This window comes from Pseudomonas sputi (assembly GCF_021603585.1).
GTDB classification, from domain to species: Bacteria; Pseudomonadota; Gammaproteobacteria; order Pseudomonadales; family Pseudomonadaceae; genus Aquipseudomonas; species Aquipseudomonas sputi.
Map to the genome: position 1 here is coordinate 32,650 of NZ_BQHI01000035.1, position 15,034 is coordinate 47,683.

The window sequence follows — 15,034 nt, forward strand, 5'->3', positions numbered from 1 at the left end:
CTCGTTCGCATGCGGCCATGAGGGCTGCACGGGCGACTCACGGGGCCGCCCTCCATCCCTTTAGTGTGGAAGATCCTGCCGATATGTTTGCGCCTTTGTTAAAGAAACTTTTTGGAAGCAAGAACGAGCGTGAAATCAAACGCATGCTCAAGACGGTGCAGCTCGTCAATGCCTTCGAAGAGAAGATGGTCGCCCTCTCGGACGACCAACTGCGCGCCAAGACCGCAGAGTTCAAAGACCGCATTGCCAAGGGGGAGACCCTCGACAAGCTGTTACCGGAAGCCTTTGCAGTTGCCCGCGAAGCCGGCAAGCGGGTCATGGGCATGCGCCACTTCGACGTCCAGCTGATCGGCGGCATGACCCTGCATGAAGGCAAGATTGCCGAAATGCGCACCGGTGAAGGCAAGACTTTGGTGGGTACCTTGGGCGTTTACCTCAACGCGCTGTCCGGCAAGGGCGTGCACGTTGTGACCGTGAACGATTACCTGGCTCGCCGGGACGCCAACTGGATGCGTCCGCTGTATGAATTCCTCGGTCTGAGCGTCGGCATCGTGACGCCGTTCCAGCCGCCGGAGGAGAAACGCGCTGCCTACGCCGCCGACATCACCTACGGCACCAACAACGAATTCGGGTTCGACTACCTGCGCGACAACATGGCGTTCAGCATGGAAGAAAAATTCCAGCGCGAACTCAACTTTGCCGTGATCGACGAAGTCGACTCCATCCTTATCGACGAAGCGCGTACCCCGCTGATCATCTCCGGTCAGGCCGAGGACAGCTCCAAGCTGTACATGGAGATCAATAAACTGATCCCGCAGCTGGAACTGCACGTTGAAGAAGTCGAAGGCGAAGTCACCAAGGCTGGTCACTACACCATTGACGAGAAGACCCGTCAGGTCGAACTCAACGAAGCCGGTCACCAGTTCATCGAAGACATGCTCACCCGCGTCGGCCTGCTGGCTGAAGGCGAGAGCCTCTACTCGGCGCACAACCTGGGTCTGCTGACCCACGTCTATGCCGGTCTGCGTGCGCACAAGCTGTTCAACCGCAACGTTGAATACATCGTGCAGGACGGCCAGGTCGTGCTGGTGGACGAACACACCGGTCGTACCATGCCGGGCCGTCGTCTGTCCGAAGGCCTGCACCAGGCCATCGAAGCGAAGGAAGGCCTGAATATCCAGGCCGAGAGCCAGACCCTGGCCTCGACCACGTTCCAGAATTACTTCCGCCTGTACACCAAACTGTCCGGCATGACCGGTACCGCGGATACCGAAGCATTCGAATTCAACCAGATCTATGGTCTGGACGTTATGGTCATTCCGCCGAACAAGCCGTTGGCCCGTAAGGACTACAACGACCTGGTGTTCCTGACCGCCGAAGAGAAATACGCGGCAATCGTCAATGACATCAAGGAAAGCATGGCCGCCGGCCGTCCGGTGCTGGTGGGTACTGCGACCATCGAAACCTCCGAGCACATGTCCGCATTGCTCGTGAAGGAAGGCATCGAACACAAGGTTCTGAACGCCAAGTTCCACGAAAAAGAAGCTGAAATCATTGCGCAGGCCGGTCGTCCGGGCGCCCTGACCATCGCCACCAACATGGCCGGTCGTGGTACCGACATTCTGTTGGGCGGCAACTGGGAAGTTGAAGTCGCGTCGCTGGAAAACCCGACCCCTGAGCAGATCGCCCAGATCAAGGCCGACTGGCAGAAGCGTCACCAGCAAGTGCTGGAGTCCGGCGGTTTGCAGGTGATCGCGTCCGAGCGTCACGAATCCCGTCGTATCGACAACCAACTGCGTGGCCGAGCCGGCCGTCAGGGGGACGCCGGTTCCAGCCGCTTCTACCTGTCGCTGGAAGACAGCCTGATGCGCATCTTCGCTTCCGACCGGGTGAAGAACTTCATGAAGGCCTTGGGCATGCAGCCTGGCGAAGCCATCGAGCACCGCATGGTGACCAACGCCATCGAGAAGGCACAGCGCAAGGTAGAAGGCCGCAACTTCGACATTCGCAAGCAACTGCTCGAGTTCGACGACGTCAACAACGAACAGCGTAAAGTGATCTATCACATGCGTAACACGTTGCTGGCTGCGGACAACATCGGCGAAACCATCGCTGACTTCCGTCAGGATGTCCTGAACGCCACTGTCAGCGCGCACATTCCGCCGCAATCGCTGCCAGAGCAGTGGGACGTGGCCGGTCTGGAAGCGTCGATTGCCAGCGATTTCGGCGTGAAGCTGCCGATCCAGCAATGGCTCGATGAAGACGATCACCTGTACGAAGAAACCCTGCGCGAGAAGCTGATGAACGAGCTGATCGCCGCGTACAACGAAAAAGAAGACCAGGCCGGCGCCGAAGCCCTGCGTTCGTTCGAGAAGCAGATCGTGCTGCGCGTTCTGGACGACCTGTGGAAAGACCACCTGTCGACCATGGATCACCTGCGTCACGGTATCCACCTGCGTGGTTATGCGCAGAAGAACCCGAAGCAGGAATACAAGCGCGAGTCCTTCAAGCTGTTCTCCGAACTGCTGGATTCGATCAAGCGCGACTCGATCCGTGTGCTGTCGCACGTTCAGGTTCGCCGCGAAGATCCGGTCGAAGAAGAGCAGCGCCTGCGTCAGGAAGCCGAAGCACTGGCCGCCCGCATGCAGTTCGAACACGCTGAAGCGCCAGGTCTGGAACAACCGGAAGCACTGGTGGGTGAGGAGGTCGATGTCGCCCTAGCTGCCGCCCCGGTGCGCAACGAGCAGAAGCTGGGCCGCAACGAACTGTGCTACTGCGGTTCGGGCAAGAAATTCAAGCATTGCCACGGGCAGATCCAGTAAACCCCGTTTCAATCGCTGAAATACCCGCGCCGCGACCGGCACCAGCCGTCGCGGCGTTTTGCCATTTACACCACCGTCACTACGCTTGGCGGTGCTGACATCATTGAGTAAGGAGCGCATTCATGGCTGTTGGTCTTGGTCCTTTGCCAACGTTGCACCCGGTTGCCGGTTTTGAACTCGGTATCGCTTCGGCCGGCATCAAGCGCCCGGGGCGCAAGGATGTCGTCGTGATGCGTTGCGCCGAAGGTTCCACGGTGGCGGGCGTGTTCACGTTGAACGCTTTCTGCGCAGCGCCGGTGATCCTGGCAAAGAAGCGCGTGCAGAACCCGGTGCGCTATCTGCTGACCAATACCGGTAATGCCAACGCCGGTACCGGCGAGCCAGGCCTGGCCGCCGCCGAGCGCACCACCGCCAAACTGGCCGAGCTGACCGGCGTGGATGCCAGCCAGATCCTGCCGTATTCCACCGGTGTGATCGGCGAACCGCTGCCGGTCGAGAAGATTGAAGGCGCCCTGCAGGCCGCGCTGGACGATCTGTCGGAAAACAACTGGGAAGCCGCCGCCACCGGCATCATGACCACCGACACCTTGCCAAAGGGCGCCAGCCGCCAATTCCAGCATGACGGCGTGACCATCACCGTCACCGGCATCAGCAAGGGCGCGGGGATGATCCGCCCGAACATGGCGACCATGCTCGGCTACATCGCCACCGACGCCAAAGTCTCCCGTGACGTGCTGCACAACCTGATGCTGGACGGCGCCAACAAGTCGTTCAACCGCATCACCATCGACGGCGACACCTCGACCAACGACTGCTGCATGCTGATCGCCACTGGCAAGGCGGCGCTGCCGGAAATCACCCGTGCCGAAGGCGAGCTGTTCGCCAAACTGAAACAGGCCGTGTTCGAGGTGTGCATGGATGTGGCCCAGGCCATCGTGCGTGACGGCGAAGGCGCGACCAAGTTCGTGACCGTTGAAGTCAACGGCGGCGGCAATCACCAGGAATGCCTGGACGTCGGCTACACCGTGGCTCACTCGCCGCTGATCAAGACTGCACTGTTCGCCTCCGACCCCAACTGGGGCCGCATCCTCGCCGCCGTCGGCCGTGCCGGCGTGCCGGACCTGGACGTCAGCAAGATCGACGTATTCCTTGGCGACGTGTGCATTGCCAGCCGTGGCGCCCGCGCCGCGACCTACACCGAAGCCCAGGGCTCGGCAGTGATGCAGCAAGAAGAGATCACCATCCGTATCGAACTGGGTCGCGGCGATTGCAGCGAAACCATCTGGACCACCGACCTGTCCCACGAGTACGTGAAGATCAACGCCGAATATCGCACCTGATCCCTGCCGAAGAGGGAGGTCTGCGGGCCTCCTTTTCTGCTGTCCCATGAAAGGACCCGAACATGAGCCTTCACCTGATCATTGGCGACAAACTGCTTTCCTCCTGGTCCCTGCGTGCGGCACTGGCGCTTGAACTGACCGGTGCGCCTTACACCGAAGAACTGGTCAGACTCGGCAAGCCCGACACTCGCGAGCGGCTGCTGGCGCATTCACCGACCGCCAAGGTGCCGTTGCTGAAAACCACCCGCGGCACCATTGCCGACTCTTTGGCAATTGCCGAATACCTGGCCGAACAGTTTCCTTCCGAGCAGCTCTGGCCGACCGATATCTTCGCCCGTGCCCAGGCGCGATCCGCCTGCGCACAGATGCACAGCGGCTTCTTCGCCATGCGCAATCACATGCCGTTCAACTTGAGCCACGATGCGCCGCTCAATCCGGTGCCGCCGGAGGTGAAGGTCGACATCGAACGCATGCTCGCGCTGTGGGCCGAATGCCGCGCTGCCGCGACCGAGCCTGGGCCTTACCTGTTCGGTCGGGTGTCGCTGGCCGATGCGTTCTTCGCGCCGATTGCCGTGCGCCTGCGCACCTATCAGGTGAAGTTGCCGGCCGAAGATCAAGCCTATGTTGAAACCGTCTACCAATGGCCAGCCTTCAAGGCCTGGCAAAAGGCTGGACTGGAGGAATTGCAGTCGTGAAACGTGTACACGTCGCCGCCGCCGTCATTCGTGACGGCAGTGGCAAGATTCTGATCGCCCGGCGTGCCGATACCCAGCATCAGGGTGGTCTCTGGGAATTTCCGGGTGGCAAGGTCGAGGCCGATGAGTCGGTGCAAACCGCGCTGGCCCGCGAACTGCACGAAGAGTTGGGCATCGTCGCCGGCGCTGCTCGGCCGCTGATCAAGGTGCGCCATGATTACCCGGACAAGCAGGTGTTGCTGGATGTCTGGGAGGTTTCAAGCTTCACTGGTGAGCCCCATGGCGCCGAAGGCCAGCCCTTGGCGTGGGTGACGGCGCGCGAGTTGGGCGACTATCAATTCCCGGCGGCCAACCAGCCTATCGTGGCGGCGGCGCGCTTGCCCGCCGAATACCTGATCACCCCGGAAGACCTGGAAACCCCGGCGTTGCTGCGCGGCATCCAGAAGGCGATTGCCGGTGGCATCAAGCTGATCCAGCTGCGTGCGCCCAATGGTTATGACCCGAAGTATCGCGACCTTGCGGTAGACGCAGTCGGCCTGTGCGCCGGCAAGGCGCAGTTGATGATCAAGGGCCCGTTCGAGTGGCTGGGCGATTTTCCGGCGGCCGGCTGGCACATCACCTCGGCACAGTTGCGCAAATACGCCGCCGCGGGGCGCCCGCTACCGGCGGAGCGCTGGCTGGCGGCTTCCTGCCATAACGCTGAAGAACTGGCGCTGGCCGAGCAGATGGGCGTGGATTTCGTCACCCTGTCGCCGGTACAGCCGACCCTGACTCACCCGGATGCACAGCCGTTGGGCTGGGAACAGGCATCGACGTTGATCGAAGGCTTTAGTAAACCGGTGTTTCTGCTGGGTGGAGTCGGCCCAGCAGAGCGCGAGAAAGCGTGGAACGCCGGGGCTCAGGGTGTGGCGGGAATTAGAGCGTTCTGGCCTGAGGCCTGACGCTTCAGTGACGCTGATGGCCCCTTCGTCAGCAAGCCCGCTCCCACAGTTGATCGAGTTCTTCCCGTTGGAATGCAATCAACTGTGGGAGCGGGCTTGCTCCGGGCGGCGTTCCGACGAAGACGTCCTGACAGTCGTTACTGATCTGAAGGTTTCGCCGCCGGTTGCCACAGGATTTCTGCAACACCCTGGCGCCGCGCAATCAATCTGGCCGCGACAAATAACAGATCCGACAAGCGATTGATATACGCCAGGCCAACCCCGCCCAACGGTTCGATCGCATTCAAATGCTGACAACGCCGTTCGGCACTGCGCGCCTGGCTGCGGCAGACATGGGCCTGGGCAATCAGCATCGAACCGCCCGGCAAAATGAAATTCTCCAGCGGCCCCAATTCCTCGTTCCAGACATCGATGGCGGCTTCCAGCCGTTCGATTTCTGCTGTGTTCAATGCCTGATACTCCGGCATCGCCAGTTCACCGCCAAGGTCGAATAACCGGTGCTGGCAGGGCGCCAACACGTCGATCAGTTCGTTCAGTCCGGGGCAGGTTTCGCGCTCGGCGATCAACCCGGCCAGCAGCACGCCGACCTGACTGTTGAGCGTATCGACCTCGCCAATGGCTTCGATGCGCGGGTGATCCTTGGGCACCCGGCGGCCGTCGCCGAGTCCGGTTTCGCCCTTGTCGCCGGTGCGGGTGTAGATCTTCGACAAGCGAAAGCCCATGGTTTACCTCGGTAGTTGATTGGTTTCGGCGGCGATGGGCGCCGGTTGCGCCAGCGGCAGGCGCAGGGTGAAACAGGTGCCTTGCCCCGGCGCCGACTGCACTTCCATCTGCCCTTTGTGGTTGTTGGTAATGATGAAGTACGACACCGACAGCCCGAGGCCCGTGCCCTGGCCGATTTCCTTGGTGGTGAAGAACGGCTCGAAGGTACGCTTGCGCACGTTCTCGCTCATGCCGATGCCGTTGTCCTCGACCTGAATCTCGGCCCAGGGCGGATTGAGCCGGGTGCGCAGGGTGATTCGCCCCGGCTCACTGTCATCTTCGCGCTGGTGAATCGCCTGCGCGGCGTTTTTCAACAGGTTGAGCAGCACCTGCTCGAGTTCGTTGGCGGTGCCGGGCACCGGGCCCAGTGCCGGATCGAACTGGCGGATGATTGCCTGACCCTTGAAGTCGAAACCGATGGCCAGGTCGAAGTCGTTGCCGGCGATCTCCACGGCTTGATCGATCAGCGCCGGCAGGTCGCACGGCGCCATCTGGCGGTTGCTGCGACGACTGAAGCTGAGCATGTGCGTGACGATTTTTGCCGCGCGGGCACCGGCCTGCTGGATGCCGTCGAGCAGTTGCGGAACTTCCCGGCTTTGCAGGTAGCGGTTCACGGTGTCGAGTTCGATGCCCAGTTGCTCGGCCTGCTCAAGGTTCTTCGGCAGGTCGGGCGACAGGCGTCGGCGAATGTTCTGCACGTTGTGCAGGATCGCCCCCAGCGGGTTGTTGATCTCGTGGGCCATGCCGGCGGCGAGTCCACCGACCGACAGCATTTTTTCCGACTGCACCATCATTTCTTCCAGCGACAGGCGCTGGGTGATGTCGTCGATCCGGATCACCACGCCGCGCCCGGCGCCGCCCATCAACGGATAGAAGGTCAGGGCGTAGTGCTTGGGCTCGTCGTCCTTGAACCACGTCACCCGTTCGATTTTCGCCACCGTGTGTTGTTCGACGGTCTGCTTGAGTTGCGGCAGGAACGGCTTGAGCGGCTCGAAAGCGAGGAAAATCGGCTGGTTCAGCGCTTCGTCCAGTCGTGTACCGGATAGCGCGCTGGCCTCCTGGTTCCATTGTGTGACGTAGAGCTGTTCGTCGAGGGCGATCAGCGCCGAAGGCATGGAGTCGATGATGCTGTTGAGGTAGTTCTGGAACCCGGTGAGTTTTTTCTCGATCTTGCTGCGCACCTGGACTTCCAGCTCCAGCTTGCGGTTGGTGTGGCGGGTTTCTTCGGCCAGACCCTGGGCCTGATCGTAGGCCGCCTGGGAATCGTCGCGGGCGCGTTTGAGCTGCTGCTCTCGGGCCTCGATGCGCGACAGCATGGTGTTGAACGCCTCGGCGAGACTGCCGATTTCGTCGTGGTTACCCCGGGAGGCGCGCAGCGCGTAGTTCTCTTCTCGAGTCACCTGGCGGGAAAGTTCTTCCAGTTGATGGATCGGCCGGGTAATCAGGCGTTTGATCTGCCGGGCGATGACCAGCCACAGCAGCACACTGAAAATCAGAATCCCCAGACTGGCCGTGAGTGTACCGGTGTAGAACGCCATCGGCAGTTCGCTGCTGGCCACCAACAGCAGGTGTCCCGGGGCAGTACCGGGGCGGGGCAGGGTGATCAACTGGTTGCTGCGAAACTCGGTCAGTTGCCAGGCTTCGATGTGCCGGTAGCGTTCCGGCAAGTTGAGTTTGTCGCCGTGCTGCAATTGCGCCAGACGTTCGCCTTTGCCGTCATATAAAGCGGCGGCGCGCAGCGGGGAATAGCTGTCGAGTTCCTTGAGCAGGCGCTCGGCGCTTTGTGGCGACTGCAAGGCGTCGGCCACCAGGCTCGGGTTGGACACCAGCCGGCCGATGGTCTGCAATGCCTGGGGCGCCATGCTTTCCTGGGATATGTAGTAGGCAGCGCTGATAAAAGTCAGGTTGGCGACCAGCAACACAGTGGTCAACAGCACCAGCAGGGCGGCCAGCAGTTTCTGGCCGACCGGCAGGTTTTCAAGACGCTGGCGCAATGGCATCAGGTTTATCGCAGCAAAGGAACAAGTGGCCAGCGTAGCCGCTGCTCAGTCGACGGGCAATCCGAGACTGTGCAGATGAGCGGTCAAGCGCTGCTGCAATTGCTTGAGATGCGGCAGGTTCAACTGATGACGCTCCGCAACCTTGCAGGCATGGCCGAGCAGATAGCTGATCTCGGTGCGGCGTTGACTGGCCACGTCCTGATACATGGACGAGAAATTCGCTGCCGTGGCCTGGATCACCCGTTCGACTTCCTGTTGCAGGTTATCCGCTGCTGCCGGTTGCCCGCAGCGTTCGAGCAGTTCGGTCAATTCGCTGCAAAGGGTGGCGACTTCGCAGTGATGTTGCTGCAAGCCACCGTTGCGGCAGTCGTGCAGCACCGTCAGCGGATTGATCGCACAGTTGAGCGCGAGTTTGCGCCACAGGCGAGTGAGGATGTCGGCGCTCCATTCGTGTGGGATTTTGGCCGCATCGAGATCGTCCAGCCAGACCGGCGCCACCGGATGACCGGCATCCCCCAGCCAGGTGTAACCATGGCCGGCGAACACGACGCGCCAGTCGCCATCGCGGAACGCGCCTTCGGTGCTGGAGGCGCTGATGCAGCGGGCCTGTGGAACTTGCGCGGCGACCGCTTCCTGGCTGCCGAGGCCGTTCTGCAAAAGAATCAGTTCGGCGTCCGGTGCCAGGCGATGGGCAAGCCCGGCCACCGCAGCTTCGGCGTCGTAGGCCTTGCAGGCCACCAGCAGGCGGCGGATCGGCCCGGGACTGTCCGGGGTTTCCCCGGGGATGGCGTAACGGCTGGCCACGCCTTGTTCGACGAGGGTCAGGCCGCCGGCCGTTGCATAGTCGTGCAGGCGGTCGATGTCGCGCAGAATCAGCCGGACCGGCAATCCGGCCCGGGCCAGGCGCGTGGCCCAGAGCGTGCCGAGACTTCCGGCACCGAGGACATGCCAGGGGGTGGACATCAGTTTTTCACTCGGTAAGGTACAGGCATGCAAGGCTCGCCGTGTCGGTAGGAAAAGACCCGTTATAATGAGCCCGATTTTAACCGCAAGCCAAGCGCGCCGCGTCCCGTACGAGCGCGCCTTTTTATTGGAGAGATTACATGCCGTCGTTCGACGTGGTATCCGAACTGGACAAACACGAACTCACCAACGCGGTCGAGAACGCCGTGAAGGAACTCGATCGTCGTTATGACCTGAAAGGCAAGGGCAGCTTCGAATACAAGGAAAAGGACCTGACCGTCCACCTGACCGCTGAAGCTGATTTCCAGCTGGAAGCGATGATCGAGATCCTCAAGCTGGCCCTGGTCAAGCGCAAGATCGACGTGCAGTGCCTCGAAGTCAAAGACTCCTTCGCCTCGGGCAAGCTGATGAAGCAGGACGCCGTCCTCAAGGAAGGCATTGATAAGGAGCTGGCGAAGAAAATCGTCGGCCACATCAAGGAAGCCAAGCTCAAGGTGCAGGCTGCCATTCAGGGCGAGCAGGTGCGTGTGACCGGCAAGAAGCGTGACGACCTGCAGGAAGCCATCGCGGCCCTGCGTGCCAAGGAATTCGGCATGCCACTGCAGTTCAACAACTTCCGCGACTAAGCTTTTTCGGTCGGGAACCTCTCGGCGTTTACAGCGTCCGAGGCCCAAGCAACGGCAGAAACGATTGAGCCCTGTTCGGCTCGGTCTTTCTGCCGCTGGTTTTTTACAGCCCGGGAAGCCGGCAATCAGGAGATAAAAGATGGATTTGAATGCTGAGGTGGACAACCTGGTCAAGGCGTCCCAGGCGTGGATTCCGATGATCATGGAATACGGCAGTCGTGTGCTGCTGGCGGTTATTACCCTGGCCATCGGCTGGTGGCTGATCAACAAGGTCACGCAAAAGCTCGGCGGCCTGCTGGCCCTGCGCAATGCCGACCTGGCGCTGCAAGGTTTCATCAGCAGCCTGGCCAATATCATTCTCAAAGTGCTGCTGATCGTCAGCGTGGCGTCGATGATCGGCGTCGAAACCACCTCGTTCGTCGCGGCGATCGGTGCGGCCGGCCTGGCCATCGGTCTGGCATTGCAGGGCAGCCTGGCGAACTTCGCCGGCGGCGTGCTGATTCTGCTGTTCCGTCCGTTCCGCATCGGTGACTGGATCGAAGCCCAGGGTGTGGCGGGTACCGTCGACAGCATTCAGATCTTCCACACTGTGCTGCGCACCGGCGACAACAAGACCATCATCGTACCGAACGGCAACCTGTCGAACGGCATCATCACCAACACCAACCGTCAGCCGACCCGCAAGGTTGTGTTCGACGTAGGTGTGGATTACGCAGCCGATCTGCAAAAGGCCCGTCAGGTGCTGCTGGATCTGGCCAAGGATGAGCGCGTTCTGCAGGATCCGGCGCCTCAAGCTGTTATTTCGACGCTGGGTGACAGTTCGATCACTGTTTCCCTGCGGGTCTGGGTGAAAACGGCGGATTACTGGGATGTGATGTTCATGTTTAACGAGCAGTCGCGTGATCGTTTAAAGACTGCCGGCATTGATATCCCGTTTCCGCAGCGAGTGATTCGTGTGGTTCAGGAGTCGGTGGTGTAATGATAGGTTGCTAATTAATTGCCTGACTTATCGGTCAGGCAATTAACGCAAAAGCAAAGCAACAAAAAAGGCCCATCCGAAGATGGGCCTTTTTGTTGTTACCGCAAACTAAATGTTGGCGATTACAAGATCGACAGTGGGTAGTCGACGATCAGACGGAACTCTTTGATATCGCCTTCGCCTTGGTCAGCGTTAGCAAAGTGCCAGGCCTGACGAATACGGAAGGACAGGTCTTTGGCCGGGCCAGACTGAACTACGTATTTGGCTTCGAAGTTGGTTTCGTTGTGTTTGCCATCTTCGCCATACAGACCAGCGTAGGCGCTGCCTGCTGGAGTGTGGGTGCCGTCGATGTCCCAACCTTTCACGTAACGGGTCATGAAGCTCAGACCTGGTACGCCGTACTCGGCCATTTTCAGATCGTAACGGATCTGGGCCGACTTCTCGCCAGGGGCGTTGAAGTCAGAGTACTGGATGGAGTTGGCGAGGAAGATCGAGTCGCCGCCACGGTTGTTCTTGCCCACGCCGATGTAGTCGAACGGAGTGTCGCCGTTGACCTTCTGGAAGGCCAGGGTGATGGTGTGCGCTTTCAGGAACGAGAGAGCGGTGGCCAGGGAGAACGCGGTGTTGCTGATGTCACCGGCTTTCGCGCTTCCGGTGTCGGTGGTGCGATAGATGTTGAAGTCGGTGTTCAGCGAAGTGTCACCACCAAATGGAGTGGTCAGGTTCACGTTGGCGTAGTACTGGTTCCAGATATCTTCCAGTTTGGCGCCGTAGAGCGATGCGCTCAGGTTTTCGGTGATGCCGTACTTGCCACCGAAGTAGTCGATGGTGTTGGCTTCAACACCAGCGTAGGTCGCGTACAGACCACCTTCACGGGAGTTACGGTCCTGGCTGGTTGCCGAGTAGAAGTGACCGGCTTCGAGGTCAAGGTCTTTGATCTCACTGCTCTGCAGTTGGAAACCGCTGGCAGTTTGCGGAAGGATACGGGAGCCGCCGACAGCGAACACCGGAGCGGTGCTAGGCTGCATGTCACCGACTTTCAGCTCGGTTTTCGATACGCGGAACTTGATGGCAGCGCCGGCTTTGCCTTGGCTGTCGTCAGGGTCGCGGGAACCGTTTGCATTGAATTCGTTGCTGCGGCTCATGTTGCCGGAGCCGCTGGTGCCAGCACCACCGTCCAGTTTGATGGCCAGGTAACCGAATGCATCAACGCCGACGCCAACAGTACCTTTGGTGTAACCGGAACTGAAGTTGCCCCAGATACCTTGGGTCCAGTCTTTTACGTCACGGGCACCGTCTTTGTTGTCACGGTTGAAGTAATAGTTGCGAATCAGCAAATCAGCTTTCGCGTCTTCAACAAAGCCTTTGGCTTCAGCCTGGTCACTTACGAACGGTGCGGCCGTAGCCATCTGAGTACTGGCTGCTGCTGCAACTGCCAGTGCGATCATGCTCCACTTCATCACGCGCATCGTGATTTGCTCCTTTGGTTTTAGAAGAGTACTGCCGTCCCACCTGTTTTATTATCTGGGCGGCTCTTTCTTTTTGTGTCGGCGCAAACTTATATCACGCCGACCATGTTGGCGATACTTGCGCATCCAACCTTTCGGCTTCTTTACGAGCGTGTCGCAATCGGCTTGGTAGATGTCGCAAATTTACAGTCCAAATGCAATGGGACTGACAACTTCAGCGCTGTTTTACAGCGCTTGAGCATCGGTAAAAAAGAGTCCCTTGGCAAAACGCTTGAATCTCCATCGGGCAGCCCTGCCACTGTTTTTATGGGGCTCAAGGCATCCACTTCTTGTGGTGCGCTTATAGTCCATATGGGTATGAATGCAACAAGCGTGCACAAACCGCTGAATTGTTCCGGTTTTTTTCAAGGTGCTCGTCTGATGCTGTAAAAACCTCATAAAACCGGGGGGCGCGAGGGCCTTTCGAACAGGCTTGACGCCATCCTTCGCATGGTGTTGCTCCCTGAAAGTCGCAGCGCGACAACCAAAAACGTTACCGGTTCACCCCGTTGGTGAGTATTCGGCGGATGCCCGACCCACTGAGCGTAGACGTGCTGTGCGGTTTTGGTGCAAAAAATTTCAATGGCTTTACCGAATCCATCTAGTCGAGCCGTTGATGCTGCGTGAACCCTGCGTCCTGAACCGTTCGTTTCACCCCGTTCGAAGACGGTTCGGGTTCCGTACTGGTGCGCTCGTGCCGTAAATGTCCTATTGCAGGGCGTCGCAGATCCTTGCCGTGGCGCATTCGCCGTGAAGGACGCCGCAATCGCAGGTATGCTGCCGTCCAGTCGCCTGGCGCGCTGCTTTCACTGCGGGGCGCTAAGCTGAAAACAGGTCATTTCGCCGGGAGTGCGCGCAGTGTTTGCTTTAGACCCACGACTTCAACAGGACACGCTGACCATCGGCGATTTCCCGCTGTGCCGACTGCTGTTGTCCAACGACGCCAACTACCCGTGGTTCATCCTGGTGCCACGTCGGGACGATATCAGCGAGTTGTTTCAGTTGGATGTCGCCGACCAGCAGCGGTTGTGGCAGGAAACCACGGCCCTGGCCGAGGTGCTCAAGGATTCCTTCGACGCTGACAAGATGAATGTCGCGACCTTGGGGAATGTCGTCAGTCAGCTGCATATGCATGTGATCGTGCGTAAGCGGGACGATGCCGCCTGGCCGGCACCGGTATGGGGCAGGCACCCCGCCAAGCCTTACAGTGCCGAGCAAGTGGTCGCGATCCGCGAGCGCCTGCGTCTGGTACTGGACGAAGATTTCACCTTTCTGGAGAGCTGAGTCATGAGCCTTGAACAACGTGTTACCGAGCTGGAAAGCCGCCTGGCGTTTCAGGACGACACCATTCAGGCATTGAACGATGTGCTGGTGGAGCAGCAGCGAGTGGTCGAGCGTCTGCAGTTGCAGATGGCGGCTGTGCTCAAGCGCCAGGAAGAGATGGTGGGCCAGATCGGATCCTTTGAAGAGGATGCGCCGCCGCCACACTATTGAGAGCTGGGTGGGCATGTTCCCGTGAATAAAAAAACCGCGAACAGCCAGGCTGTTCGCGGTTTTTTAGTGCCAGGAGGCGTGAATCAGCGACGCGGCAGGGCGGCGATCACGTCTTCGGCCTGCAGGCCCTTGTCACGGTTCATCACCGAGAACTCCACACGCTGGCCTTCGACCAGAACGCGGTGACCTTCGCCACGGATGGCGCGAAAGTGCACGAAAATATCATCGCCGGAATCCCGGGAGATAAAACCGAAGCCCTTGGAAGTGTTGAACCACTTGACGGTGCCGGTATCGCGGTTGCTCATGTCGTAGCTTTGCGCGGCGGCGGCCGGTGAGGATTTGTAGAAGCTGACGGCCAGGTGCAGCACCACGGCGACCAGTGCGATCACCAGGCTGAACAGCACGGCTGGCTGGCCGGCGATGACAGGCATCGGCGCGATCAGGGTCAGGGTTTGCAGGACAACGGTCAGGACCAGCAGGGCGCTGACCAGGTTTTGCAGATGCTGGCGCGGACCTTTGTTCCAGTAAGGGATGACTGGCGCAAGGATCAGGTTCAGCAGGCCGAAAAAGGCCAGGTAAAGTGCATCGGGTTGTTGCAGGTAAGGTACCGCTTCGGACTTCAGGCTAGGTATGAAGGACAGCAGCAAGGCTGCTGCGCCCATTAGCAGGTGGACGATTTTCAACATTTTTATTGACTCACGTTATGACGGCTCACAAGGAAGAGCTGAAGGCGCACGGTTCGCTTCGGAACAAAAAGAGGCGTTGGACACGTACCCGGCATCAGCCTATGCGCAGGCCCGGAAAACGGGGCGTAGCGACACACTGCCTATTTAACAGCAAAGCCTGCGGGTACTCAAATTACGCCGGCCAGCGGCAGGCGTCGGACGATTTTTCGCGTCTATCG

14 protein-coding genes are annotated in these 15,034 nt (G+C 59.8%); 9 read left to right on the top strand and 5 right to left on the bottom strand.

Translation table 11 applies throughout. The annotated features are described in order from the left end of the window. Positions 1-83 precede the first annotated feature (83 nt). From secA to L6D81_RS26995, 4 genes are all read left to right on the top strand, one after another. Positions 84-2,822: a preprotein translocase subunit SecA gene (secA, locus tag L6D81_RS26980; protein ID WP_236182642.1), complete on the top strand. Its 2,739-nt coding sequence runs from the start codon at positions 84-86 to the stop codon at positions 2,820-2,822. A 122-nt stretch (positions 2,823-2,944) separates the two neighbouring features. Next, positions 2,945-4,162 carry a bifunctional glutamate N-acetyltransferase/amino-acid acetyltransferase ArgJ gene (gene argJ / locus L6D81_RS26985; protein ID WP_085606632.1) on the top strand — a complete coding sequence of 406 codons (1,218 nt, stop codon included), beginning with the start codon at positions 2,945-2,947 and terminating at the stop codon, positions 4,160-4,162. A gap of 62 nt (positions 4,163-4,224) precedes the next feature. Further along, complete coding sequence (locus tag L6D81_RS26990; protein WP_236182643.1) at positions 4,225-4,857, top strand: glutathione S-transferase family protein; 633 nt, start codon at positions 4,225-4,227, stop codon at positions 4,855-4,857. Next, positions 4,854-5,798 carry a Nudix family hydrolase gene (locus tag L6D81_RS26995; RefSeq protein ID WP_236182644.1) on the top strand — a complete coding sequence of 315 codons (945 nt, stop codon included), beginning with the start codon at positions 4,854-4,856 and terminating at the stop codon, positions 5,796-5,798. The genes L6D81_RS26990 and L6D81_RS26995 overlap by 4 nt, the downstream gene beginning before the upstream one ends. Positions 5,799-5,935: 137 nt before the next feature. On the opposite strand, the gene L6D81_RS27000 is transcribed toward L6D81_RS26995, so the two are convergent. The 3 genes from L6D81_RS27000 to L6D81_RS27010 are packed head-to-tail and all read right to left on the bottom strand — an operon-like array spanning position 5,936 to position 9,523. Further along, the gene (locus L6D81_RS27000) at positions 5,936-6,520 is read right to left on the bottom strand and encodes a cob(I)yrinic acid a,c-diamide adenosyltransferase (protein ID WP_236182645.1); all 585 of its coding nucleotides are present in this window, start codon (positions 6,518-6,520) and stop codon (positions 5,936-5,938) included. A 3-nt stretch (positions 6,521-6,523) separates the two neighbouring features. Then, a complete protein-coding gene (locus tag L6D81_RS27005) occupies positions 6,524-8,560 on the bottom strand; it encodes a sensor histidine kinase (protein ID WP_236182646.1) in 2,037 nt (678 codons plus the stop codon). A 45-nt stretch (positions 8,561-8,605) separates the two neighbouring features. Continuing rightward, positions 8,606-9,523 (bottom strand): putative 2-dehydropantoate 2-reductase, encoded by a 918-nt coding sequence (locus L6D81_RS27010; RefSeq protein ID WP_236182647.1) that lies wholly within the window; start codon positions 9,521-9,523, stop codon positions 8,606-8,608. Between the two features lie 140 nt (positions 9,524-9,663). Here L6D81_RS27010 and L6D81_RS27015 point away from each other — a divergent pair, with 140 nt between their 5' ends. Then, complete coding sequence (locus L6D81_RS27015; protein ID WP_011335651.1) at positions 9,664-10,149, top strand: YajQ family cyclic di-GMP-binding protein; 486 nt, start codon at positions 9,664-9,666, stop codon at positions 10,147-10,149. Positions 10,150-10,288: 139 nt separating this feature from the next. Then, positions 10,289-11,128, top strand: a complete 840-nt coding sequence (locus L6D81_RS27020; protein ID WP_236182648.1) for a mechanosensitive ion channel family protein — start codon at positions 10,289-10,291, stop codon at positions 11,126-11,128. A gap of 122 nt (positions 11,129-11,250) precedes the next feature. Here the strand turns inward: L6D81_RS27020 and L6D81_RS27025 are convergent, their stop codons facing one another. Beyond that, a complete protein-coding gene (locus L6D81_RS27025) occupies positions 11,251-12,597 on the bottom strand; it encodes an OprD family porin (RefSeq protein WP_236182649.1) in 1,347 nt (448 codons plus the stop codon). A 75-nt stretch (positions 12,598-12,672) separates the two neighbouring features. On the opposite strand from L6D81_RS27025, the gene L6D81_RS27030 reads away from it, so the two are divergent. The 3 genes from L6D81_RS27030 to L6D81_RS27040 all read left to right on the top strand — a co-directional run bounded on the left by L6D81_RS27030 (position 12,673) and on the right by L6D81_RS27040 (position 14,130). Continuing rightward, complete coding sequence (locus tag L6D81_RS27030) at positions 12,673-13,026, top strand: hypothetical protein (protein WP_236182650.1); 354 nt, start codon at positions 12,673-12,675, stop codon at positions 13,024-13,026. A 468-nt stretch (positions 13,027-13,494) separates the two neighbouring features. Next, on the top strand, positions 13,495-13,920 hold the full coding sequence (locus tag L6D81_RS27035) for an HIT family protein (protein WP_236182651.1): 426 nt from the start codon (positions 13,495-13,497) through the stop codon (positions 13,918-13,920). 3 nt (positions 13,921-13,923) lie between these two features. After that, positions 13,924-14,130: a SlyX family protein gene (locus L6D81_RS27040; protein ID WP_039766003.1), complete on the top strand. Its 207-nt coding sequence runs from the start codon at positions 13,924-13,926 to the stop codon at positions 14,128-14,130. Between the two features lie 83 nt (positions 14,131-14,213). Here the strand turns inward: L6D81_RS27040 and L6D81_RS29570 are convergent, their stop codons facing one another. Beyond that, entirely contained in the window at positions 14,214-14,816 is a 603-nt protein-coding gene (locus L6D81_RS29570; protein WP_007951213.1) for a cold-shock protein, read from the bottom strand. Between the last annotated feature and the right edge of the window lie 218 nt (positions 14,817-15,034).

Excerpts from the sequence above, each read along its gene's own strand:
- secA (WP_236182642.1), top strand. The coding sequence starts at position 84 with ATGTTTGCGCCTTTGTTAAAGAAACTTTTTGGAAGCAAGAACGAGCGT.
- argJ (WP_085606632.1), top strand. The coding sequence starts at position 2,945 with ATGGCTGTTGGTCTTGGTCCTTTGCCAACGTTGCACCCGGTTGCCGGT.
- L6D81_RS26990 (WP_236182643.1), top strand. The coding sequence starts at position 4,225 with ATGAGCCTTCACCTGATCATTGGCGACAAACTGCTTTCCTCCTGGTCC.
- L6D81_RS27000 (WP_236182645.1), bottom strand. The coding sequence starts at position 6,520 with ATGGGCTTTCGCTTGTCGAAGATCTACACCCGCACCGGCGACAAGGGC.
- L6D81_RS27005 (WP_236182646.1), bottom strand. The coding sequence starts at position 8,560 with ATGCCATTGCGCCAGCGTCTTGAAAACCTGCCGGTCGGCCAGAAACTG.
- L6D81_RS27010 (WP_236182647.1), bottom strand. The coding sequence starts at position 9,523 with ATGTCCACCCCCTGGCATGTCCTCGGTGCCGGAAGTCTCGGCACGCTC.
- L6D81_RS27015 (WP_011335651.1), top strand. The coding sequence starts at position 9,664 with ATGCCGTCGTTCGACGTGGTATCCGAACTGGACAAACACGAACTCACC.
- L6D81_RS27020 (WP_236182648.1), top strand. The coding sequence starts at position 10,289 with ATGGATTTGAATGCTGAGGTGGACAACCTGGTCAAGGCGTCCCAGGCG.
- L6D81_RS27025 (WP_236182649.1), bottom strand. The coding sequence starts at position 12,597 with ATGCGCGTGATGAAGTGGAGCATGATCGCACTGGCAGTTGCAGCAGCA.
- L6D81_RS27040 (WP_039766003.1), top strand. The coding sequence starts at position 13,924 with ATGAGCCTTGAACAACGTGTTACCGAGCTGGAAAGCCGCCTGGCGTTT.
- L6D81_RS29570 (WP_007951213.1), bottom strand. The coding sequence starts at position 14,816 with ATGTTGAAAATCGTCCACCTGCTAATGGGCGCAGCAGCCTTGCTGCTG.